Source organism: Streptomyces sp. G7(2002), assembly GCF_028870195.1.
In the GTDB taxonomy this organism is placed as follows: Bacteria; Actinomycetota; Actinomycetes; order Streptomycetales; family Streptomycetaceae; genus Streptomyces; species Streptomyces nigrescens.
In genome coordinates, this window is the sequence record NZ_CP102609.1 from 2,314,300 (window position 1) to 2,336,067 (window position 21,768).

Here is a 21,768-nt window from a genome sequence, read left to right on the forward strand (position 1 = left end):
TACGGCAAAATGCGGGGTGTGACTCGACGCCTGATGCTCCTCGATACCGCCTCGCTCTACTTCCGCGCCTATTTCGGGGTACCGGAATCAGTCAAAGCCCCGGACGGTACCCCGGTGAACGCGGTACGCGGCCTGCTGGACTTCATCGCCCGGCTCGTCCAGGACCACCACCCCGATGACCTGGTCGCCTGCATGGACTTCGACTGGCGCCCCCAGTGGCGGGTCGATCTGATCCCCTCCTACAAGGCACACCGGGTCGCCGAGGAGGCCCCGGCCGGGTCCCCGGAGCCCGACGAGGAGGAGATCCCCGACACCCTCTCGCCGCAGGTCCCGGTCATCGAGGACGTACTGGACGCCCTGGGCATCGCCCGCATCGGGGCGGCCGGCTACGAGGCCGACGACGTCATCGGCACCCTGACCGCACAGGCCACGGGCCCCGTGGACATCGTCACCGGCGACCGCGACCTCTTCCAGCTCGTCGACGACCGGCGCGGTATCCGCATCCTGTATCCGCTCAAGGGCGTCGGGACCCTCCAGATCACCGACGAGGCGCTGCTGCACGAGAAGTACGGGGTGGACGGCCCCGGATACGCCGATCTGGCGCTGCTGCGCGGCGACCCCAGCGACGGCCTGCCCGGCGTCCCGGGGATCGGCGAGAAGACCGCCGCCAAGCTGCTGGCCACCTACGGCGACCTGGCGGGCATCATGGCCGCCGCCGACGACCCCGCCTCGAAGGTGACCCCCGCACAGCGCAAGCGACTGGTGGAGGCACGCCCGTACCTGGCGGTCGCCCCGAAGGTCGTGAAGGTGGCCACCGATGTGCCGGTGCCCGCCGTCGACCACACGCTTCCCGCCGATCCGGCCGACCCCGAGCGCCTGGAAGCACTGGCCGCACAGTGGGGCCTCGGCGGCGCCCTGCACCGACTGCTCGTCACACTTCGCCGATGAACTGTTAGGTTAGGTATACCTAATCACGTTGGCGTCAGGGGAGATTGCCGTGGCAGCAGAGCGTCCGTCCCGCAAGAAGCCCGCCGCGCACCGCGCGCGGGTGCAGCGCACCGAACAGCTCACCCCGCACATGGTCCGTGTGGTGCTGGGCGGTGAAGGTCTGGCGGAGTTCGAGGCGGGCGAGTACTCCGACCACTACGTCAAGCTGGTCTTCCCGCGGCCCGGTGTGCAGTACCCCGAGCCGTTCGACATCGCCCAGATCCGCGCCGAGTTCCCGCGCGACCAGTGGCCCAGCACCCGGACGTACACCGTCCGCGCCTGGGACTCCGTGACCCGCGAGCTGACCGTGGACTTCGTGGTGCACGGTGACGAGGGTCTGGCCGGGCCCTGGGCGGCCGCGGCACAGCCGGGCGAGGAGATCTTCCTGCTCGGCCCCGGCGGTGCCTACGTCCCGGAGGCCGCTGCCGACTGGCATCTGCTGGCGGGCGACGAGAGCGCCCTGCCGGCCATCGCGGCCTCCCTCGCCCGGATGCCCGCGGGTGTGCCGGTGCACGCCTTCATCGAGGTGGCCGGGCCGGAGGAGCGCCAGGAGCTGGACGCACCGGCCGGCGCCGAGATCAGCTGGCTGTACCGCGGTGGCGCCCCCGTCGGCCGCGAACTGGTCGCCGCGGTAAGGGCGTTGGACTTCCCTTCCGGCCGGGTCCAGGCGTTCGTGCACGGCGAGGCCGGCTTCGTGAAGGAACTGCGGCGGCTGCTCCGCGTCGAGCGTGAGATCCCCCGCGAGGCCCTGTCCATCTCCGGCTACTGGCGCAAGGGCCACGACGAGGACGGCTGGCAGGCCTCCAAGCGCGACTGGAACCAGCAGGTCGAGGCCGAGCAGGAGCCCGCGACAGCGGCGGCCTCCTGACCCGGCGGCCTCACACGGCCCTTCCCCGACGAGACCTCGCAGGGGAAGGGACACCCGCTCCACGGGCCCGGAGTTGACCACGGCCAACTCCGGGCCCACCCATCGGAAGCCGGGAGTTCCGGCCTACCCACCGGATGCCGGGGACTCCAGCCCGCCCACCGGATGCCGGGCTCATGGCGCGTCCTACCGACCGCCCGCGCCCTCGGCCACAGCGCCCTCGGCCGCAGCACCCTCCCCGGCAGTGCCCTCCGCGGCGCCCTCGAACTTACGGGCCGACGCCTCCACATGCGCGAGCCGGCGCATCGCCGCGAGGACCGCATCCCCCAGGACGGTCCCCACCACGACGCACTCCACCATCCCGTCGACCTCGGCATTGCGGCCCAGCCACGCCAGATCGGCGGCGGCCACCCGCTCACAGGCCGCGGCATAGTCGTCCAGGATCTCCTCGAACTCGCCGCGCCCGACGCCCCGGAAGGTGGCCAGCGCGACGGCCAGCGCCTCGAAGGCCGGATGGTCCGGCCCGACCCGCCAGCCGCGGTGGCGGATCAGCTCCGCGACCGACTGCCGCGCCCGCTCCATGCCCTCCGGCGTGGCGGCCGGCCGCGGGGTGATCGCATGCTGCGCCGCACCGAGGACCTCGTGCACCGGCTCCCCCGGTGAGTCGACGGCGGCCAGCACTTCACGCACGGCCGAGACCGTGAGCCCCCCGACGTCGATCAGCCCCCGGATCAGCCGCAGCCTGCGGACATGGCCGTCGTCGTAACTGGCCTGGTTGGGGCTGGTCAGCCGGCCCGCGGGCAACAGCCCTTCGCGGACGTAGTACTTGATCGTCGGGATCGCGACCCCGGTCTCGCGACTCAACTCCCCGATGCGCATCTGCTGCCCTTCCCCTCGCCGGGACCGCGTCCCGGCGTTCCACATCTCCCGGGCGCCCGCACCCGGCCTTGCCATTCCGGTCCCCATCATAGATAGTCCAGCTATCAGATAGCAGGAAGCGCCACTATCCATTCTCGCTGTCCATTCTCTGGGGGATCCGTATGTCCAGATACCGCTCGTTACTCGCTTTCTCCTGGGCGATGGCCGCGCTCGCGGTCGTCGCGGCGGCCGGCCTGCTCGTCGACGACCGGGTTCTGGTCGGCGCGCCCATCTGGTTGAAGCCCTTCAAGTTCGCGGTGTCGTTCGCCGTGTACGGGCTGACGCTGGCCTGGATGCTGTCCCGGCTCGCCACCCCGAGCCGGACCGCACGGTGGGCCGCACACACCGTCGTGGTGGCCGGACTCGCCGAGATGGCCATCATCACCGGGCAGACCATCCGCGGCCGGCGCAGCCACTTCAATACCGAAACCCCGCTGGACAGGGGGCTGTTCGCCACCATGGGCGTCACCATCGCCGTCCTGTGGGTGGCCACGCTCGTCATCGCGGTCCTGCTCTTCCGGGCCCGCCCGGGCGACCGGGCCGCGACGTGGGCGATCCGGCTCGGACTGCTGATCGCCCTGGCCGGCCTGCTGCTCGGTGGGCTGATGGTGATGCCCACACCGGACCAGGAGGCCGCGGGCACGCTGCGCAACGCCCTCGGCGCGCACAGCGTCGGCGTTCCCGACGGTGGCCCGGCCATGCCGCTGACCGGCTGGAACACCACCGGCGGAGATCTGCGCATCCCGCACTTCGTCGGCATGCACGCCCTCCAGGCGCTGCCCCTGTTCCTCTACGGGATCGAGGCGCTGGCCGGCCGCTTCATCCGGCTGCGGGACGAGCGGGTACGGCTGCACCTGGTGCTGGTCGCGGCCGGCGGCGCCGCCGCACTGCTGACGCTGCTGACCTGGCAGGCCCTGCGCGGTCAGGCCCTGATCCACCCGGACGGCGCGACGCTCGCCGCCCTCGCGGCCCTCGCGGCGGCCACGGCGGCCGGCACGTACGGCGCCCTGCGACGCCCCGCCCCCGCGGTCGGCAACCGGACCGGCCACGGCACCTCAGCCCCGCCCGCGGCCACCAGCGGCGAAATCCCCCGATCCCCCGACGCCGCACAGGAGTCGCCGGCATGACCACCACCACCCTCTTCGATCTGGCCTTCGCCCTCGCGGCGCCGTTCTGGGCGCTGCTGATCCTGGCCCCGGGATGGCGCTGGACCGACCGGATCGCCGCCTCGCCGCTGCCGATGGTGCCCGTCCTCGCGGTCTATCTCGCCCTGGCCGTCCCGGTGTTCCCCGAGCTGTGGGCCGCCGTCAGCCGGCCCGGCCTGGCGGGGTTCCAGGAGCTGCTGCGGCTCGGCGGCGGGGCGGGCGCGATCTGGGCGCAGGTGATCGCCTGGGACCTCTTCCTGGGGCAGTGGATGTACCGCGAGGCCCGCGAGCTGGGGATCCATCCGCTGGTGATGGGACCGCTGCTGGTACTCACCGTGCTGCTCTCCCCCCTCGGCGTACTCCTCTTCCTCGGCATCCGCGCGGGCGTCCGCCGCCGGCACCGGCTGACGATCGGCGGGCGGCGCGTCCCGCAACGCGGATCACCGGACGCACCGCCCGCAAGTGCCGCTACGGCTGCGGGACACCGCCGCTAGGGGGCGTCTCCCCCTGAGGCGTATGGCAGACCGCTTCGATGTTGTTGCCGTCGGGGTCACGGACGAAAGCCCCGTAGTAGGACTCGTGGTACTGGGGCCACAGCCGTGGGGTGTGCAGGGACTCGGCACCGGCCGCGACGGCGGCGGCATGGAAGGCGTCGACAGCCGCACGATCGCGCGCGGCGAAGGCGAGGTGCAGCTCACGGGCGGGACCGTCGTCGGAGGAGGGGATGAGCCAGAGGGTGTGGCCGGTGGTGCCAAAGCCGACGAACTCGCCGAATTCCTTGGTCCGTTGGGCCCCGAGCGGGGCGAGGGCACGGTCGTAGAACTCCGCGGCGGCCGCGACGTCCGCCACCTGGATCGCAATGTGATCAATCATGCCGCCAGCGTTCCACCGGAACGGGAAATCGGCGCGATGTTTTCCGGCAGCGGCTCCGGCAGCGGCCCGGTCGGCGCATGCCGGTGGCCTCTGCCGTGGTGACGACCTCCCGTCTCACGTGACCGAGCGCGTCGGGACGGTGGGGCCTGCTGCGGGAGGAAGACGGCATACCCCCCTCGCCGGCACCGCTGTGAACTCCGCCCACCACACCAGGAATTGGTTGACGGCACATACATCTGCCTGTTCCACTGAGCCCATGCGTCCTCAGCAGCGGCTGGTCACCCGTGACCACATCGACTTCGGCCGGGTGTGGTCGGCCTCCTGTTGCCGCTGACTTCTCCGTAGCGCAGTACCCCTCCCCCGTACGCGATGCCGTACGCCCGCATGCCTTCCCGCGCATGCCCCTCAGCGCTTGATCCACGAGAAGACGAGGCCACACCCATGCCTGTTGAGTTCCTCGGCATTGCCGCGACCAACAACGGTTCCGAAGTCACCCCCCGCTCCGGCGCGTCCTTCGACAAGGACTACACGCTGAAGCTGGCCCGCGCCCACGAGGACTACGGCTGGGACCGGGTGCTGTTCGCCTACGGTTCCGGCTCCCCCGACCCCTCCCCGGCCGCCGCCTATGTCGCGGCCCGCACCGAGACCCTGCAGATCCTGGTGGCGCACCGCCCCAATGTCTCGTATCCGACGTTCGCCGCGAAGACCTTCGCGACCCTGGACCGGATCAGCGACGGCCGGCTCGCGGTGCACTTCATCACCGGTGGCAACGACCACGAACAGGGCCGCGAGGGCGACACCCTCACCAAGGACGAGCGCTACGACCGCACCCGCGAATACATCCGCCTCGTCAAGAAGATCTGGACCACCCATGAGCCCTTCGACCACGAGGGCACCCACTACCGCTTCCACGACTTCGTCTCGGACACCTTCCCCGTTCAACAGCCCCACCCGCAGGTGTCGTTCGGGGGCTCCTCGGCGGCGGCCTACGCGGCGGGCGGCGCCGAGGCGGACATCTACTGCCTGTGGGGTGAACCGCTGGCACAGACCGCCGAGCAGATCGCCTCGGTGAAGGCGGCGGCGCAGGCGGCCGGGCGCAGCGAGGTGCCCCGGATCCAGGTCGCGTTCCGGCCGATCATCGCGCCCACGGAGGAGCTGGCCTGGGAGAAGGCCCACCGCACCCTGGAACGGATCAAGGCCCGCAAGGCGGGCGGCGCGCTCAGCCGCCGCCATCCACTGACGAACCCGCAGAACGCCGGATCGCAGCGGCTGCTGGCGGTGGCCGCCGAAGGGGAACGGCACGACCGGGCGCTGTGGACCCCGACCGCCGCGGAGACCGGCGGCGCGGGCAACTCCACCGCACTGGTCGGCACCCCGGAGACCGTCGCCCAGGCCCTGCTCGACTACTACGACCTGGGCGTGGAGATCCTCTCCGCCCGCGGCTACGACCTGCTCGACGACGCCATCGACTTCGGCCGCCATGTCATCCCGATCGTGCGCGAGGAGGTCGCCAAGCGGGACGCGGAACGGGCGGCGGCCGACGGCCGGCAGGCCTCGTAGCGCCCGGCTTCCCTGCCACAGCAGGCGGTGCCAAGGGTCTCCGGCTCTCAGCCCACCGACGAATACGCCACCACGCCGCGCAGCACACCGTCCATGGCCTTACGGGCCGTACGGGCGACCGTGCCGCCGGGCGGGGCCGCGGCCGCGATCTGGCCGAGGACGTCGATCAGCTGCTTGCACCATCGGACGAAGTCACCGGCAGGCATCTCCGCCTCGCGGAGCACCTCGTCGAGGCCGAATCCGGAGGCCCAGCGGTAGGCGGCCCAGGCGAAGCCGAGGTCCGGCTCCCGCTGGCCGACGCCCTCCGCCTGGTTGATCTTGTGATCCTCCTCCAGCGCATCCAGCCGGCCCCAGATACGGACCATCTCGCCCAGTGCGTCCCTGGCCTTGCCGGCCGGCAGCTTGGGCGCCACCGCGTCGTCCGCCTGCCGCGCCTCGTACACCAGCGCCGAGGCACAGGCCGCCAGCTCCGCGGGGCCCAGCCCCTCCCAGACGCCGTCCCGCAGACATTCGCTCGCCAGCAGATCCAGCTCACCGTAGAGCCGGGCGAGCCGGCGGCCCTCGTCGGTGACGGTGTCGCCTTCGAGGTAGTCCAGCTCGGTCAGCAGAGCACAGATCCGGTCGAAGGTACGGGCGATGGTGTTCGTCCGCCCCTCGATCCGGCGCTCCAACTGGCGGGTGTCGCGCAGCAGTCGGTGATAGCGCTCCGCCCAGCGGGCGTGGTCCTCACGCTCGGCGCAGCCATGGCAGGGATGCGCCCGGATCTCCGTCCGCAGCCGGGCGATCTCGCGGTCGTCGGCCGCCTCCGAGCGGGGCTTGCGATGCCGCGACGGCACGACATGACCGGCCTTCGTCCGCAGCGCGGAGGCCAGGTCACGGCGCGACTGCGGGCTGCGGGCGTTGAAGGACTTGGGGATCCGCATCCGGTCGAGCGCCTTGACCGGCACCGGGAAGTCGATCGATGCCAGCCGCTTGACCTGCCGCTCGGCGGTCAGCACCAGCGGCCGCGGGCCGTCCTGCGCATCGAAGCCGCGGTGGCCGTTCGTCCGCCCCGAGGGCATACCGGGGTCGAGGACCAGCGCCAGACCCGCGTACTTGCCGGTCGGCACATGGATGACATCGCCGGGCTTCAGCTTCTCCAGCGCCGCCGCGGCCGCCACCCGGCGCTGCGCCGCGCCCTGCTTGGCCAGCTCCGTCTCACGGTCCTTCAACTCCCGCCGCAGCCGGGAGTATTCCTCGAAGTCACCGAGGTGGCAGGTCATCGAGCCGCGGTAACCCTCCAGCCCCTCCTCGTTCTTCTGCACCTGCCGCGAGATCCCAACCACCGACTTGTCGGCCTGGAACTGCGCGAAGGACATCTCCAGCAGCTCCCGCGAACGGTGCCTGCCGAACTGCGAGACGAGGTTGACCGCCATGTTGTACGACGGCTTGAAGGACGACCGCAGCGGATAGGTACGCGTCCCGGCGAGCCCGGCCAGCGCGCCCGGGTTCATCCCCCGCTGCCACAGCACCACCGCGTGGCCCTCGATGTCGATACCGCGGCGCCCGGCCCGGCCGGTCAGCTGGGTGTACTCGCCGGGGGTGATGTCGGCGTGCTGCTCACCGTTCCACTTCACCAGCTTTTCCAACACCACGGACCGGGCGGGCATGTTGATGCCCAGCGCCAGTGTCTCGGTGGCGAAGACGGCCTTGACCAGGCCCTTCACGAACAGCTCCTCGACGACCTCCTTGAAGGTCGGCAGCATGCCGGCATGGTGCGCGGCGATGCCCCGCTCCAGGCCCTCCAACCACTCGAAGTAGCCCAGCACATGAAGGTCGTCGTCCGGGATGCCGGCCGTCCGCGCCTCCACTATGCGACGGACCTGTTCGCGGCCCTCCTGGTCGTTGAGCCGCAGGCCCGAGACCAGGCACTGCTGGACGGCGGCCTCGCAGCCGGCCCGGCTGAAGATGAAGGTGATCGCGGGCAGCAGGCCTTCGTTGTCCAGACGGTCGATGACCTCGGGCCGGCTCGGCGTCCAGATACGGGCACGCTGGCGCCGCTCACGCTCCCGGTCCGCCTCGCGCATATTGCGGCCCCGGCGCTTGTCCCGGCCGAACGTCGGCCGGCTGTTCTCCATCCGCGCCAGCCGCTCCAGATCGGGGTTGACCTCACGGCGGCCGCCGCTCTGCCCGTCCCGCTCCTCGAACAGGTCGTATATCCGGCGCCCCGCGAGGACGTGCTGCCACAGCGGCACCGGCCGGTGCTCGGAGACGATCACGGCGGTGTCGCCGCGGACCGTGTCCAGCCAGTCGCCGAACTCCTCGGCGTTGGAGACCGTCGCCGACAGTGACACCAGCGTCACCGACTCGGGAAGATGGATGATCACCTCTTCCCAAACGGCGCCACGGAAGCGGTCGGAGAGGTAGTGCACCTCGTCCATGACCACATAACCGAGGCCGACCAGCGACTGGGAGCCGGCATAGAGCATGTTCCGCAGCACCTCGGTGGTCATCACGACCACCGGAGCCTCGGAGTTGACGCTGTTGTCGCCGGTCAGCAGACCGACCTTCTCGGCACCGTAACGCTTGACCAGATCCTGGTACTTCTGGTTGGACAGCGCCTTGATGGGCGTGGTGTAGAAGCATTTTCGGCCCTGCTCCAGGGCCAGGTGGACGGCGAATTCGCCGACGATCGTCTTGCCGGATCCAGTGGGGGCCGCGACCAGCACACCCTTGCCGGCCTCCAGGGCCCGACATGCCTCGACCTGGAACGGATCCAGCCCGAAGTCGTACATTTCACGGAAAGGGGCGAGTGCGGTGGCCTGCTCGGCCGCCCGGAGCTTGGCGGCGGCATAGCGCTCAGCAGGGGACATGTCCTCGGTCATCGTGCTTACGAGCCTACCGGCCACCTCTGACAACGACCCGATCTTTATGCCGCCCGTTTGCCGAAGGCTGGGCGCCGATGCGCTGTCGCTAGGTGGGTGGTGGGCCGGAGGGGACGCCCGGTAACCCTCCCCCAGCCTTCGGCCGGGAGGTGCCCCCACGGCGCGGGCGGCCCTGGTCCCAGAGGTTCATCGCCCCGTTGTTCGCTCCGGGTCCTGCGGGCGGCTCACCGGACATCCCCTCCGACCGCCGTACGTACGCGGCTCCCCCGCCGTACCGATCACCGTCACGACCATGCGCGGCACCCCTTGGCAGGGACCTGGCCGGACCGCCCGCAGTTGGGCGCGGCCGGCATGGAGGTCGTGACGGACGGTGTCACCGGCCGGCAGTCGGCAACGCTGAACGGTTGGAGGGGATGTACCGGTGCCCGCCCGCAGGACTGGAGCGAACGCCGGGGCACTCAATCCCATGGACCCGCGTCGCCCGCGCCGAGGACGGGTACCGGTGCGTCCCCTCCGACCCCCGCGGCAACCACACACCCCGCAAAACCCCAGCCCCCACCAGCCCGCAGAAGTCAGGCAACGGATCGGCCGCGCCACGAAGGGGCGCGGGGAACGGCGCGCCCAGCCACAACCGCAGCCGCAGCCGCAGCCGCAGCCGGGGACGGAACGACGGAACGATCACCCCCGACGCCGACTACGCCAAGTCACAACCCATCACGTGAAGTCGTCGTACCCACCACGACGCCCCGCACCGCCCTCGCCCGCCTCACCACTCGCCTGCTCCGGAAGCATCCGGCCAGAGGCAACCGGCTCGATCGCACCGACCTCGGTGGGCGTCAGATCGAGCTCCGAGGCCTCGTCGTCACTCAGCTCCGCATCCGGGTTGCCGAGCTTGCGGCGGCGGTCGTTGAAGAGGCAGATGCCGACGGCACCGAAGTACAGCACCACGATCGGCGCGGCCAGCAGCCCCATGGTCAGCGGATCACCGGTCGGCGTCGCGAGCGCCGCGAAGACCGTGATGCCCAGCACCATGAACCGCCACCAGCTCATGATCCGGCGGCCGGTGAGCACCCCGCCGAAGTTGAGCAGCACCAGGAGCAGCGGCAGCTCGAAGGCGAGGCCGAAGACCAGCACCATGCGCGTGACGATGTCGAAGAACTCGTCAGCGGGGAAGAAGTTGGCCCAGTCACTGGGGGTCAGGCCGACCAGCGCGCCCGCAGTGGTCGGCAGAACCGCGTAGGCGAGGTACGCGCCGCCCAGGAAGAGCGGGGCACCGGCACCGACGAAGCCGAGGGCGTACTTCTTCTCGTGCCGGTGGAGACCCGGCGCGAGGAAAGCCCAGAGCTGGTAGAGCCACACCGGGGTGGCGATGACGACGCCGGTGGTGAGGGACACCTTGAGCATGATCGTGAACGGTGCGAGCAGACCGTTCGCCACGACCTGGGCACAGGGGTGGGTGCGCGGTCCGGAGGGTGCCTTGGGGCAGCCGACCGAATCGATGACCGGGCCCGTGACGAAGTGGGCGATCGCGTCGTACTGCCACATCGCGACGGCGGTGACGACGATGATCGCCAGCACTGATTTCAGCAGCCGATTGCGCAGCTCACGCAGATGCGCCGCGAGCGGCATACGCCCCTCGGGGTCCTTCTCCTGCTTGCGGGCAGACTTGGGCAACCCACTTCCTCGTCTCGTACATCAGCCGCTGCCGACCGGGCCGGTGCGACGGGGTCGGTTCGGTCAGCTCTGGTTGGTGCGGTTCGGCTCGGCCACGGGGCGCGAGCTGCTCACATCACCGGGAGCCGCCTGAATCGTACGAGGGGCCTGCTGAGCAGCATCAGAGGGAGCCTCGGAAGAGGTGCCGGACGTGGCACCACCGTCCGCGTCGCCGCCGTCCTTCTTCATCGCCTTGGCTTCGCTCTTGAGGATGCGAGCGGACTTCCCGAGCGAACGCGCCATGTCCGGCAGCTTCTTCGCGCCGAACAGCAGCACAATGACGACGAGGATCAGAATAATCTCGGGGGCCCTCAAGTTGCTGAACATGTGCGACTACCTTCTCGCCGGGGCGGCGTCTGCTGTGGTGCCTGCCGAATGGGGGTCGGACTGGCGTCCTGGTGCTCGCTCGATCGTAACGTTCGGTGGTGAACGCCGGGCAATGCCCGTGCATCTTCCGAATTGCCTCGACCGCCGCGCTGTGTGAACCGCAGAGGAAGCCTACCCTTCTGCCCTCCGGCGGAGCAGACCGCGCAGCCCGGCGGCAACATCTCAGTCCCGGCCGGCCTCGTGCACCCGGGAGGCGAGCGGGAGCGCCGCCCGCTCCAGGTCCTCGCTGGCCTGCTGGATCCGCTCCGAGGTCGCCCCGACCTGGCGGGCCAGACGCCGTACTTCGACGAAGACGCGGACGGCGAGGGCGCCGAGCACGGCGATCCCGGCGAAGCCTAGGGCGATTGCGATCATGGGCCAGAGCATGGCACGAGCCTATCGGTCAGCCCGTGTGCAGCCGCAGCGTGCGGACCCCTCCGCCGGTGAGCAGCTCGATGATCCGCTCGCCGGCCGGTTTGCGCACCGCGCGGCGGCAGTCGGGGCAGGTGAAGGAGTAGAAGGTGGTGCGGCTGCTGCCGCCGATCGCCAGCCGGAAGGCGTCCGAGGCCAGTTCGAAGCGGCCCCGGCAGTCCGGGCAGGCCGTCTTGAAGAGCACCGGAGCGCTCATGCCCGCCAAGGTGGTGGTCACCATCGTCATCCTTCGCTGCCTCGTCCTTCGCCCTGCGCCGGACGCTGCGCCCGGCATGCCGCCCGGCCCGCCGCGCTCACTCGCCGTACGCCGCGAGGGCCTGCTCGGCGGCCTGCCGCGCGCTGTCCGCGAGGGCCTGCGGCGCCACGATCCGGCCGTCGCGGCCCAGCCGCAGGGCCAGCCGCCGCAGCGAGGCCGGGTCGGGGGTGCGCAGGGTGATACGCAGCCCGCCGTCGGGGAGCTCATCGGCGCTGTCGTGCGGGTAGTACTCGGCGACCCAGCGGCCGCCGGGCCCGACCTCGATGGAGACCTCGGGGTCCTCGGCCGCGGGCTGCACCAGGCCCTCCGACAGGTCTCGCAGCTCGACCGGGGGCGGATCGGCGGGCGCGTCCAGCAGCTTGATCTCGGCGACGCGGTCGAGCCGGAAGGTGCGCCGGGCCTCCGAGAGCCGGCACCACGCCTCCATGTAGGTGTGGCCGACGGCGAAGAGCCGGATCGGGTCCACCTCGCGCTCGGTCAGCTCGTCGCGGGCCGGGGAGTAGTAGCGCAGCCACAGCCGGCGCCGCTCGGCGATGGCGCGGTCCACATCGGCGAACACCCCGCCCTCGGATTCGAAGGTCACCGAGAGCCGGGAGCTGGCGCCTGCCGCCTCTCCGGCCGCCGCCTCCAGCTTGGCGGTGGCCCGCAGCAGCGCCTGCCGGTCGCCCTCGCGCAGTCCGGGCAGGGTGGCCACCGCGCGGGCCGCGACCAGCAGGGCGGTCGCCTCGTCGGCGGCCAGCCGCAGCGGCTCGGCGACATCGTCGGGGTTGTGCCACCAGATGCGGTCGCCGTCGGTGTCGATGTCCAGGAGGTCCCCGCCGCGGAAGCTCGTTCCGCACATCGGCAGGACATCGAGGTCGGCGATCAGCTCGTCCTCGGTGATGCCGAAGGCACGGGCGACGTCGCCGACGCGGGCGCCGGGGCGCTCGCGGAGGTAGGTCACCAGGGACAGCATCCGGCGGGTCTGGTCGATCGCGTTCGTCGCCATGGGTCTCGTATCCCTCTCAGCCCTTGGCCACGGCACGCAGCCGGTCGATGACATCGGCGCGCAATTCCGCGGGTTCCAGTACGACCACGTCGGGGCCGAACTCCACGAGCCAGGCGTCGAGTCCGTGCCCGTTGGGGATCTCCAGCTCGTCCCAGCCGTCGCCGAGCTCGCGGAGGGTGAGCGCACGGGCGCGCAGCGGATATCCGTGTTCGGCCCGCAGCTTGATCCTGGCGGTGCCGGTGGCGGTCTCGCCGGCCCAGCTCTCGACGGTCTCGCGGACGGTGACGTGATCGGGCACCGGCGCGGTGAACGCCCCTTGCCGGGAACGGACCTTGCCGGTGATCCGGGAGAGCCGGAAGACCCGCTCGGCCTTGCGTTCACGGTCCCAGCCGGCGACATACCAGTGGCCACGCCAGCATTCGAGGATCCAGGGTTCGACCTGCCGCTGCTCGGGGTGGGCGGCGGTCGACTTGCGGTAGTCGAAGACGACGGGGCGGCGGTCGCGGCAGGCCAGCATCAGCGGCTCGAAGGCGGCCTCGTGGGCGGGGATACGGGGTTCCAGCGCGCTGTGCGGCTGTCCGGCGTCGTAGTCGGCACCGTCCGCGGCCAGCGGCATACCGGCCGCGCGCAGCTTCTGGAGCGCGCCGCTGGCGGCTCCCGCCAGCCGGGCCTGCTGCCAGATCTTGGCGGCGAGGCCCAGGGCGGCGGCCTCCTCGGCGTCCAGCGTGATCGGGGGCAGACGGTTGCTGTCGCGGCGGGCGAGATAGCCGATGTCGCCCTCGATGCCCTCGACGGTCTCGATGACGAGGCCCAGCTCGCGCAGATCGTCCTTGTCCCGCTCGAACATGCGGTTGAACGAGTCGTCGCTGCTCGCCTCGATGTAGGCCTCGATGGACGACCGCAGTTCACGTTTGGTCAGCGGGCGTCGCGTCCCCAGCAGGCACAGCGCCAGATTCATCAGCCGCTCGGCCTTGGCAATGGCCATCGACGCCCTTTCTCGTTGAACTCCCGATCGTTGACCGTACCGCTCGGGGTGGTCAGGGCAAAAGCCGAGGGCCCGTGCCATCGCGGCACGGGCCCTCGGTACGTCACCAGCGGTCGCGCACGGCGACCGGCGACGGTCTCAGACGGAGACCAGGTCGCAGACGAAGATCAGCGTCTCGCCCGGGGCGATCCGGCCGCCGCCCGCGCCACGGTCGCCGTACGCCAGGTGCGCGGGGATGGTCAGCCGACGGCGGCCGCCGACCTTCATGCCCTGCACGCCCTGGTCCCAGCCTGCGATGACCTGGCCGGCGCCCAGCTGGAACTGCAGCGGCTTGCCGCGGTTCCAGCTGGCGTCGAACTCCTCGCCGGTGCTGAACGACACACCGACGTAGTGGACGGAGACGGTGTCCCCGGCCTTGGCGACCGGCCCGTCGCCCTCCGTCAGGTCCACGATCTCGAGCTCGGTGGGAGCCGGGCCCTCAGGAAAGTCGATCTCGGGCTTGTCGATGCTCACGGATGTGCTCCTACTTACGAATCTTTACGATTACCGGGCCAGTCTTGCAGATCTTGCGAGGGCAGCCGTCAGACCGTGCCGACGATGTCGACCGAGAAGACCAGGGTGTTCTTCGCCAGCTCGTGCTGCGGGCTCGCGCCGTAGCCCAGCTTCGGCGGGATCACGATCTCCACCCGGTCACCGACGTGCTTGCCGACCAGCGCCTTGTCCCAGCCCTGGACGACCTGCCCGGTACCGATCTGGAACGCGGTCGCGCCACCGTGGTCCCAGGACGAGTCGAACTTCTTGCCGTCCTCCCACTTCACCCCGGTGTACTGCGCGATCAGCCCGTCACCGGCCTTGACCTCGGGGCCCTTGCCCTTGACCAGCACCTGCTCCTTGAGGTCCTTCGGGGCCTTCTCACCCTTGGGGACCTCGATCTTCGCGGCCTTCCCGTCCGGAGCCGTCACCTCGGGCAGACCGTCCTCCGGCTCCGCCTGCTCGCCCTCGGCCTTCGCCTTCTTGTCGACCTTCTTCGCCCCGACGACGTCGACGACCCACACCAGGCCGTCCTCCGGCTTGATCCCGGCCTGCGGGTTCAGGCCCGCGCCGATCAGCGCCTTGGCGGTGCCCTCGACCTCGAAGCGGCTGCCGACCTTCTGCCCGGCGACCGCGGACAGCACCTTCGGCGGCAGCATCTGCTGGGTCATCTGGTCGGTGACCTCGCTGACGACCTGGGTACGCGGCCCGCCCGGCTTGCTCCCGGGCTGCGGGGTCCAGCTGCCACCCAGGTTCTGGCCCTTCATCGACTTCGCCTCGAAGTCCAGCCGGACCAGATCGCCCTTCTTGACCGTGGCGCCCTTGCCCTCGATGAGGGTCTTGGTGACGGCCTTGTCGGACGGCTTGGCGCCCTTCGGCACCGTGATCTTGGGCTTCTCCCCTGCCTTGCCCTCGACCTTGGCGACAGCTCCGCCCGACGCGCCCTTGCCGTCGTCGGACCCGCAGGCGGCGGTGAACAGCAGGATGGGCACGGTCAGCGCGACGGCGGCGCGACGGGTGTTCTTCGTGAGGTTCATTCGTCCAACTCGGGCTCGTGGGGTGGGTGGGCAATGCCCGCCACTCTACGACCTGTGCCGCCGGACGTTTCCCTGCACAACACGGCAATGTGCCGGGAGCTCCGGCTCCCGGCACACCACCGCATTCCCCGCGGGTCACATACCTGCGATCAGCTTCTCCACCCGGTCGTCCACGGAACGGAACGGGTCCTTGCACAGCACCGTGCGCTGCGCCTGGTCATTGAGCTTGAGATGCACCCAGTCGACCGTGAAATCGCGGCGCTGCTCCTGCGCCCGGCGAATGAAGTCCCCGCGCAGCCTGGCACGGGTGGTCTGCGGCGGCACCGACTTGCCCTCGAAGATCTTCAAGTCATTGCAGATCCGCGCCGCCTGCCCCTTCCGCTCCAGGAGGTAATAAAGCCCCCGGCGACGGTGGATGTCGTGATACGCGAGGTCTATCTGCGCCACTCGTGGGTGGGACATGGTGATGTTGTTCTTTGTGCGGTATCGCTCGATGAGCTGATGTTTCATCACCCAGTCGATCTCGGTCGAGATACGGTCGAGCTCCTCGTCCCGGATCGCTTCGAGCGTACGGCCCCACAGTTCGAGGACCCGCTCGACGGTGCCCGTACGGATTCCGCGGCGGTCGCAGAAATCCACGGCCTTTTCGTAGTACTCCTGCTGGACCTCCAGCGCCGACGCCTCGCGCCCGCTGGCCAGCCGCACCTTGCGCTGACCGGTGATGTCGTGGCTGACCTCGCGGATGGCCCGGATCGGGTTCTCCAGCGTCAGATCGCGCATGACCGTGCCCGCCTCGATCATGCGCAGTACGAGATCGGTGGCGCCGACCTTCAGCATCATGGTCGTCTCGGACATGTTGGAGTCGCCGACGATGACATGGAGCCGGCGATAGCGCTCGGCGTCCGCATGCGGTTCATCGCGGGTATTGATGATGGGCCGGGAGCGGGTCGTCGCCGAGGAGACGCCCTCCCAGATGTGCTCCGCACGCTGACTGACGCAGTAGACGGCGCCCCGCGGAGTCTGCAGCACCTTGCCCGCGCCGCACAGCAGCTGACGGGTGACAAGGAACGGAATGAGGATGTCCGCGAGCCGGGAGAACTCACCGTGGCGGGCGACGAGATAATTCTCGTGGCAGCCGTAGGAGTTTCCCGCCGAATCGGTGTTGTTCTTGAAGAGATAGACGTCGCCCGCGATTCCCTCCTCGTGCAGGCGGCGTTCGGCGTCGACGAGCAGGCCTTCGAGAATGCGCTCGCCGGCCTTGTCGTGCGTGACCAGTTCGGTCACGTTGTCGCACTCGGGAGTTGCGTATTCCGGGTGCGAACCCACGTCCAAGTACAGGCGGGCGCCGTTCCGCAGGAAGACATTGCTGCTGCGGCCCCATGACACGACACGGCGGAAGAGGTACCGCGCCACTTCGTCAGGCGACAGTCGGCGCTGTCCCCTGAACGTGCACGTGACGCCGTACTCGTTCTCCAGCCCGAAAATGCGGCGGTCCATGACTGAACATTACGCCTGATGGCCTGCTCTGAAACCGGGTTCGACGGTCCCGTTTCGATCATTTTCCGCCGTGGACCCATCAGGCGTAGGCCGCACGGGATCGCCAAGGAATCGCTTCGTCGACAAAAGGACGAGCAGCGCGGCGATCCCACCGGCACCGGCCACCGCGAAGCCCGCGACCGCGCCGCCGCCCTCCACCGCCGGACCCACCACCGAGGCACCCAACGCCGACCCCACGCCGAACGTCGTCACCAGCCAGGAAAACGCCTCCGTCACCGTGCCCTTGGGCGCGTGCCGGTCCACCACCACGAACGCGCAGGCCAGCGCCGGCGCCAGGAACACACCGGCGACACCGGTCAGCGCCGTCATCCCGACGACGCCCGGCACCAGCACCAGCGGCAGATACCCCAGTGCCAGCAGGGCGACCAGCAGCCGCAGCCGGCTCTCCGGCCGTCCCGGCCACTCCCGGGAGCCGTAGACGAGACCGCCGGCCAGCGCACCGACACCGAGCGCGGACAACAGCGCGCTGGAGACCATCCCCCCGCCGTGCTCATCGGCGTACGCCACCGCCGCGACCGCGATCGACCCCATCGCCAGCCCCACGAAGAAGAACGCCCCGATCAGCACCAGCAGCCCGGCCGAACGCAACGCCCCCAGCCAGTGCGCCTCACGGGGCCCGCTGCGCCACCGCCGGGACGGCCCGGAGACGACGACGGAGAGCGCGCCGAGCACCCCGATCAGGTTGATCACCAGCAGCGCCATCCCCTCCGACCATGCCGCCACGCACAGCGTCACCAGCAACGGCCCCACGGCGAACATGACTTCCTGCGCCACCGCGTCCAGCGCATAGGCGGCGTGCACCCGGTCCTCGCGCTTGAGGACACCGGGCCACAGCGCCCGCAGACCGCCCTCCAGGGGCGGGGTGAAGAAACCGGCGATCACCATGGCGGCGTAGGCGAGCCACAGCACGTCCAGGCCGACGGCCGCCAGCAGCGCCATGCCGAGCGCCGAGAGCACCGAGGCGGGCAGCATCACCCGCGGCTGTCCGTAGAGGTCCACGGCTCGGCCGAGCAGCGGCTGGCCGATGGCGTTGCAGACGCCGTAAACCGCGGAGAGCGCACCGGCCAGGGCGTAGCTGCCCCCCTCGGCGCGTGCGAAGAGGACCACCGCCAGTGCCGCGGTGGCGTTCGGCAGCCTGCCGACCAGCGTCCCCGCCAGGAGCCGGGCGGCATGCCGGGTCCTGAGAAGCTCCGCGTATCCCGCGGCCATGCGCGCCCCTTTCCTGCCCGGCCGAACCGGACGTGTTACGTATAACTGCCGCCGTCATACGTACCATGTCCACCACCCGCCGTCCACCCGCGGCGGCCGAACATGAGGAGCAAGACAGCCGGTGACCAGCAACGAGGCCGCACCACCTCCCGGTGCGAACACCGGAGCGGCCGGCGCCGCGCCCCCTGGCAGGCCGGCCGCCGCCCGCGTCACCAGCCGGGACGTGGCCCGCGCCGCCGGGGTCTCCCAGGCCGCCGTCTCGCTCGTCCTGGGCGACAAATGGCGCGGCCGGGTCTCCCCCGGCAAGGCGGAGGCCGTACGCACCGCCGCCCGTGAGCTGGGCTACCGGCCCAACCTCGCCGCCCGCAGCCTGCGGATGGGCCGCACCCGTACGGTGCTGCTGGTCGTCCCCGTCCTGACCACGGAATTCTTCGCCCGCGTCTACACCGGCGCGGCCCGGGCCGCCGCCGACCACGGCTTCGGCGTCGTCCTGTACCCCTCCCCCGAAGGCATCGGCCCCGCCCGTAACCCGTTCGACTCCGCCGCGGCCACCCTGGACGGCGTGATCGCCTCGTCCATGGCCGCCGAGGCACTCACCGCGCTCCGGGAAGCCGATCTGCCCCTGGTCATGCTGGACAGCGACCCCGGCGACGACCGGGCCGACGCCACCGTCAACCTCGATATCGCCGACGGCGCACGGCAGTTGATTGGCCATCTGAGCGCCCTCGGCCACCGCCGGATCACCCACCTCGCGGCCGATGTCCCGTCCTGGACCTTCGAGCTGCGCGCCCGCGCCGTCGCCGACAGCCTCCACGGCGTCCCCGGCGCTGCGCTGCGCCGGCAGCCGACCGCCCTGAGTGTCGATGCCGGGCTGCACGCCGCACACGCCGCGCTCACCGGGCCCGGCCCCCGCCCCACGGCGTTGCTCTGCGACGACGACATCATCGCCGCGGGCGCCTGCAAGGCCGTCCGCCGTCTGGGCCTGCGCGTCCCCGAGGACGTCTCCGTCACCGGCTTCGACGATCTGGCCCTGGCCGTCGCCGTGGAACCGGAGCTGACGACCGTACGGCTGCCCGCGGAGGAGTTCGGCGAGGCCGGGATGCGGGCCCTGATGACGGTGCTCGACGGCCGCCCGGCGGACACCCCCACCCTGCCCGTGGAACTGGTCCCCCGCGGCTCCACCGCCCCGCCCGTGGACGCCCCCGGCAATGCCGCGCGCCCCGGCGGGAAGTGACCCACCGGGGCGCGTGAACCGGGCCTCGTGCCCGGAAGCGGTACCTCGTCAGAGCTTGGGGCCGGACTCCCCCTCGGAGTCGTCCTTCCCCTTGCCGCCCTTACTGCCCTTGCCGCCGGCGCCCTCGTCGGACGCCCCGGCCGCACCGGCATCGGCGTCCGCGTCCGCCGCCGGCTCCTCGGCGCCCGCGGCGTGCTCGTCCAGGAGCCGCGACAGCTGCCGCCCCAGGATCCGCTTGAACTTGCGCTGCTGCGGTCGCGTGCGGTCCAGGGTGGCGACCTCGAGCTGCTCGGCGGTCAGTGTGCGCTCACCGCCGTTGGTGTCCCGCGACAGTGAGTCCACCGCCAGCTTCAGCGCCTCGGCCAGCGTCATTCCGTCGCGGTGCCGCTGGTCGAGGTAGCTGCTGATCTGGTCGGCATTGCCGCCGACGGCCACCGAGCCGTGCTCGTCCACGATCGAGCCGTCGTGCGGCAGCCGGTAGATCTGGTCGTCCTCGGGCGCGCTGCCGACCTCGGCGACGATCAGCTCGACCTCGTACGGCTTCTCGGCGGCGCTGGAGAAGATCGTGCCGAGCGTCTGGGCGTAGACGTTCGCCAGACCGCGCGCGGTCACGTCCTCCCGGTCGTAGGTGTAACCCCGCAGATCGGCATAGCGCACACCGCCGATCCGCAGATTCTCGAACTCGTTGTATTTGCCGACGGCAGCGAAGGCGATCCGGTCATAGATCTCGCTGACCTTGTGCAGGGCGCGGGAGGGATTCTCGGCGACGAATACCACGCCGTCGGTGTATTGCAGCACCACGACACTGCGGCCGCGCGCGATGCCCTTGCGGGCGTATTCGGCGCGATCGGCCATGGCCTGCTGGGGTGAGACATAGAACGGCGTCGACACCGGCTATCCGTCCCTTCCTGTCAAGAGCTCTCTCAGTGGCTGGGGGCACACCCAGCGGGAGCTGGGGAGCATTGCGGAACATCCGTCCCGTCAGAGCAACGCGGCGCGCGGACCGTCGGGCTGTTCCAGGCGGCGCTCATGAATGGCCCGGGCGATCTCCGAGACCTCGGCCTCGGTCAGCTTCTTGAAGCCGTCCTCGGTGATCACCGTGACGATGGGGTAGATCCGCCGTGCCATGTCCGGGCCGCCGGTCGCCGAGTCGTCGTCCGCGGCGTCATAGAGCGCCTGGACGACGGCCATGGCGGCCTGATTCTCCGTGAAGTCCTCCTGGAAGAGCTTCTTCAGCGCGCTGCGCGCGAAGAGCGAGCCGGAGCCCGTCGCCGCGAAGCCCTGCTCCTCCGAGCGCCCGCCGGTCACGTCGTACGAGAAGATACGGCCCTTCTCGCGGTCCAGGTCATAGCCGGCGAACAACGGCACCACGGCCAGTCCCTGCATGGCCATCCCGAGATTGCTGCGAATCATCGTCGACAGACGATTCGCCTTGCCCTCCAAGGAGAGTTGGGCACCCTCGACCTTCTCGAAGTGCTCCAGCTCCAGCTGGAAGAGCTTGACCATCTCCACCGCGAGGCCTGCCGTGCCCGCGATGCCGACCGCCGAATACTCGTCGGCCGGGAAAACCTTCTCGATATCACGCTGCGCAATGACATTGCCCATGGTCGCCCGCCGGTCACCGGCGAGCACGACGCCCCCGGGGAACGCCGCGGCAACGATCGTCGTGCCGTGCGGCGCCTCGATGGCACCCTGCACCGGCGGCAACGGGCGATTGCCCGGCAGCAGATCGGGCGAGTGCTCGCCGAGGAAATCCATGAACGACGAGGATCCAGGCGTCAGGAAGGCAGCTGGTAGACGCCCGGTGCTTCGAGTATTGGCTTCCACACGTTTCCTTCCAGATATGCGATGGCCCTGCGCATGGCGTCGGGGTCATCCCTCAACTTGCCGAGTGCCGAGTTGCAGTTGATGCACCGTACGCCTCGGACCTTACCCGTATCGGGGGTGTGATCCACATGTCCGGGGCCCTGCGGGAGACGGACCGGGCGGATACCGGCCGCTCCTTGATCATCGCGCCCCGCCCGGCGGCGCCCCCGGCCGCCGGAACCGGCGGTCCGGCTTTCCGTGCACGGCATTCCCCGCCGCTGCGGCGACGCCCTGCCGTGGCGAATTCCGGGGCATACGGCCCGCCGGAGCCCCGGCGGCCATCGGACCTCCCCGGATGCGGCCCGAAGGCTGCGCGCGGCCATTCCTTTCCGCACCGCGCGCAACGCTCCGGCCCCCCTGAAGCGGACATGTCCGGTCTGCT

22 protein-coding genes are annotated in these 21,768 nt (G+C 70.6%); 6 read left to right on the top strand and 16 right to left on the bottom strand.

Going from position 1 to position 21,768, the window contains the following annotated elements; all coding sequences use genetic code 11:
- The first annotated feature begins 33 nt into the window (after positions 1–33).
- Entirely contained in the window at positions 34–948 is a 915-nt protein-coding gene (locus tag NUT86_RS09325) for a 5'-3' exonuclease (protein ID WP_093647997.1), read from the top strand.
- Between the two features lie 49 nt (positions 949–997).
- Positions 998–1,855, top strand: coding sequence for a siderophore-interacting protein (locus tag NUT86_RS09330; protein WP_159489989.1), 858 nt, complete (start codon positions 998–1,000; stop codon positions 1,853–1,855).
- Positions 1,856–2,038: 183 nt separating this feature from the next.
- On the opposite strand, the gene NUT86_RS09335 is transcribed toward NUT86_RS09330, so the two are convergent.
- Complete coding sequence (locus NUT86_RS09335; RefSeq protein WP_159490492.1) at positions 2,039–2,731, bottom strand: MerR family transcriptional regulator; 693 nt, start codon at positions 2,729–2,731, stop codon at positions 2,039–2,041.
- A gap of 200 nt (positions 2,732–2,931) precedes the next feature.
- Between NUT86_RS09335 and NUT86_RS09340 the strand changes: the two genes are divergently transcribed.
- The gene (locus NUT86_RS09340) at positions 2,932–3,897 is read left to right on the top strand and encodes a hypothetical protein (RefSeq protein WP_446750820.1); all 966 of its coding nucleotides are present in this window, start codon (positions 2,932–2,934) and stop codon (positions 3,895–3,897) included.
- Positions 3,894–4,409 (top strand): ABA4-like family protein, encoded by a 516-nt coding sequence (locus NUT86_RS09345; protein WP_159489991.1) that lies wholly within the window; start codon positions 3,894–3,896, stop codon positions 4,407–4,409. The genes NUT86_RS09340 and NUT86_RS09345 overlap by 4 nt, the downstream gene beginning before the upstream one ends.
- Here NUT86_RS09345 and NUT86_RS09350 read toward each other — a convergent pair.
- Positions 4,384–4,788 carry a VOC family protein gene (locus NUT86_RS09350; protein ID WP_159489993.1) on the bottom strand — a complete coding sequence of 135 codons (405 nt, stop codon included), beginning with the start codon at positions 4,786–4,788 and terminating at the stop codon, positions 4,384–4,386. The two genes, NUT86_RS09345 and NUT86_RS09350, sit on opposite strands and share 26 nt — an antisense overlap.
- A gap of 441 nt (positions 4,789–5,229) precedes the next feature.
- Here NUT86_RS09350 and NUT86_RS09355 point away from each other — a divergent pair, with 441 nt between their 5' ends.
- A complete protein-coding gene (locus tag NUT86_RS09355) occupies positions 5,230–6,348 on the top strand; it encodes an LLM class flavin-dependent oxidoreductase (RefSeq protein WP_274734686.1) in 1,119 nt (372 codons plus the stop codon).
- Positions 6,349–6,395: 47 nt separating this feature from the next.
- Here the strand turns inward: NUT86_RS09355 and NUT86_RS09360 are convergent, their stop codons facing one another.
- The 11 genes from NUT86_RS09360 to NUT86_RS09410 all read right to left on the bottom strand — a co-directional run bounded on the left by NUT86_RS09360 (position 6,396) and on the right by NUT86_RS09410 (position 18,286).
- The gene (locus NUT86_RS09360; protein ID WP_109888652.1) at positions 6,396–9,212 is read right to left on the bottom strand and encodes a DEAD/DEAH box helicase; all 2,817 of its coding nucleotides are present in this window, start codon (positions 9,210–9,212) and stop codon (positions 6,396–6,398) included.
- A 714-nt stretch (positions 9,213–9,926) separates the two neighbouring features.
- Positions 9,927–10,886: a twin-arginine translocase subunit TatC gene (gene tatC, locus NUT86_RS09365; protein ID WP_018087761.1), complete on the bottom strand. Its 960-nt coding sequence runs from the start codon at positions 10,884–10,886 to the stop codon at positions 9,927–9,929.
- Between the two features lie 63 nt (positions 10,887–10,949).
- Positions 10,950–11,252: a Sec-independent protein translocase subunit TatA gene (tatA, locus tag NUT86_RS09370; protein WP_018087762.1), complete on the bottom strand. Its 303-nt coding sequence runs from the start codon at positions 11,250–11,252 to the stop codon at positions 10,950–10,952.
- Between the two features lie 222 nt (positions 11,253–11,474).
- On the bottom strand, positions 11,475–11,678 hold the full coding sequence (locus tag NUT86_RS09375; RefSeq protein ID WP_159489999.1) for a hypothetical protein: 204 nt from the start codon (positions 11,676–11,678) through the stop codon (positions 11,475–11,477).
- A gap of 16 nt (positions 11,679–11,694) precedes the next feature.
- A complete protein-coding gene (locus tag NUT86_RS09380) occupies positions 11,695–11,949 on the bottom strand; it encodes a hypothetical protein (RefSeq protein ID WP_018087764.1) in 255 nt (84 codons plus the stop codon).
- 67 nt (positions 11,950–12,016) lie between these two features.
- A complete protein-coding gene (locus NUT86_RS09385; protein ID WP_018087765.1) occupies positions 12,017–12,967 on the bottom strand; it encodes a helix-turn-helix transcriptional regulator in 951 nt (316 codons plus the stop codon).
- Between the two features lie 16 nt (positions 12,968–12,983).
- Positions 12,984–13,952: a helix-turn-helix transcriptional regulator gene (locus NUT86_RS09390; protein ID WP_093647812.1), complete on the bottom strand. Its 969-nt coding sequence runs from the start codon at positions 13,950–13,952 to the stop codon at positions 12,984–12,986.
- Positions 13,953–14,090: 138 nt separating this feature from the next.
- The gene (locus NUT86_RS09395; RefSeq protein ID WP_018087767.1) at positions 14,091–14,465 is read right to left on the bottom strand and encodes an FKBP-type peptidyl-prolyl cis-trans isomerase; all 375 of its coding nucleotides are present in this window, start codon (positions 14,463–14,465) and stop codon (positions 14,091–14,093) included.
- A 68-nt stretch (positions 14,466–14,533) separates the two neighbouring features.
- The gene (locus NUT86_RS09400) at positions 14,534–15,520 is read right to left on the bottom strand and encodes an FKBP-type peptidyl-prolyl cis-trans isomerase (RefSeq protein ID WP_266449385.1); all 987 of its coding nucleotides are present in this window, start codon (positions 15,518–15,520) and stop codon (positions 14,534–14,536) included.
- 135 nt (positions 15,521–15,655) lie between these two features.
- On the bottom strand, positions 15,656–17,017 hold the full coding sequence (gene pafA / locus NUT86_RS09405) for a Pup--protein ligase (protein WP_018087769.1): 1,362 nt from the start codon (positions 17,015–17,017) through the stop codon (positions 15,656–15,658).
- A gap of 9 nt (positions 17,018–17,026) precedes the next feature.
- Complete coding sequence (locus tag NUT86_RS09410) at positions 17,027–18,286, bottom strand: MFS transporter (protein ID WP_159490005.1); 1,260 nt, start codon at positions 18,284–18,286, stop codon at positions 17,027–17,029.
- A gap of 121 nt (positions 18,287–18,407) precedes the next feature.
- Here NUT86_RS09410 and NUT86_RS09415 point away from each other — a divergent pair, with 121 nt between their 5' ends.
- The gene (locus tag NUT86_RS09415) at positions 18,408–19,520 is read left to right on the top strand and encodes a LacI family DNA-binding transcriptional regulator (protein ID WP_274734687.1); all 1,113 of its coding nucleotides are present in this window, start codon (positions 18,408–18,410) and stop codon (positions 19,518–19,520) included.
- A 48-nt stretch (positions 19,521–19,568) separates the two neighbouring features.
- Here NUT86_RS09415 and prcA read toward each other — a convergent pair whose 3' ends face one another.
- From prcA to NUT86_RS40610, 3 genes are all read right to left on the bottom strand, one after another.
- Positions 19,569–20,411 carry a proteasome subunit alpha gene (gene prcA / locus NUT86_RS09420; RefSeq protein ID WP_159490009.1) on the bottom strand — a complete coding sequence of 281 codons (843 nt, stop codon included), beginning with the start codon at positions 20,409–20,411 and terminating at the stop codon, positions 19,569–19,571.
- 90 nt (positions 20,412–20,501) lie between these two features.
- Positions 20,502–21,347, bottom strand: a complete 846-nt coding sequence (gene prcB / locus NUT86_RS09425) for a proteasome subunit beta (protein ID WP_026169298.1) — start codon at positions 21,345–21,347, stop codon at positions 20,502–20,504.
- On the bottom strand, positions 21,299–21,709 hold the full coding sequence (locus NUT86_RS40610) for an endonuclease domain-containing protein (RefSeq protein ID WP_159490011.1): 411 nt from the start codon (positions 21,707–21,709) through the stop codon (positions 21,299–21,301). Before NUT86_RS40610 ends, prcB begins: the two co-directional genes overlap by 49 nt.
- Between the last annotated feature and the right edge of the window lie 59 nt (positions 21,710–21,768).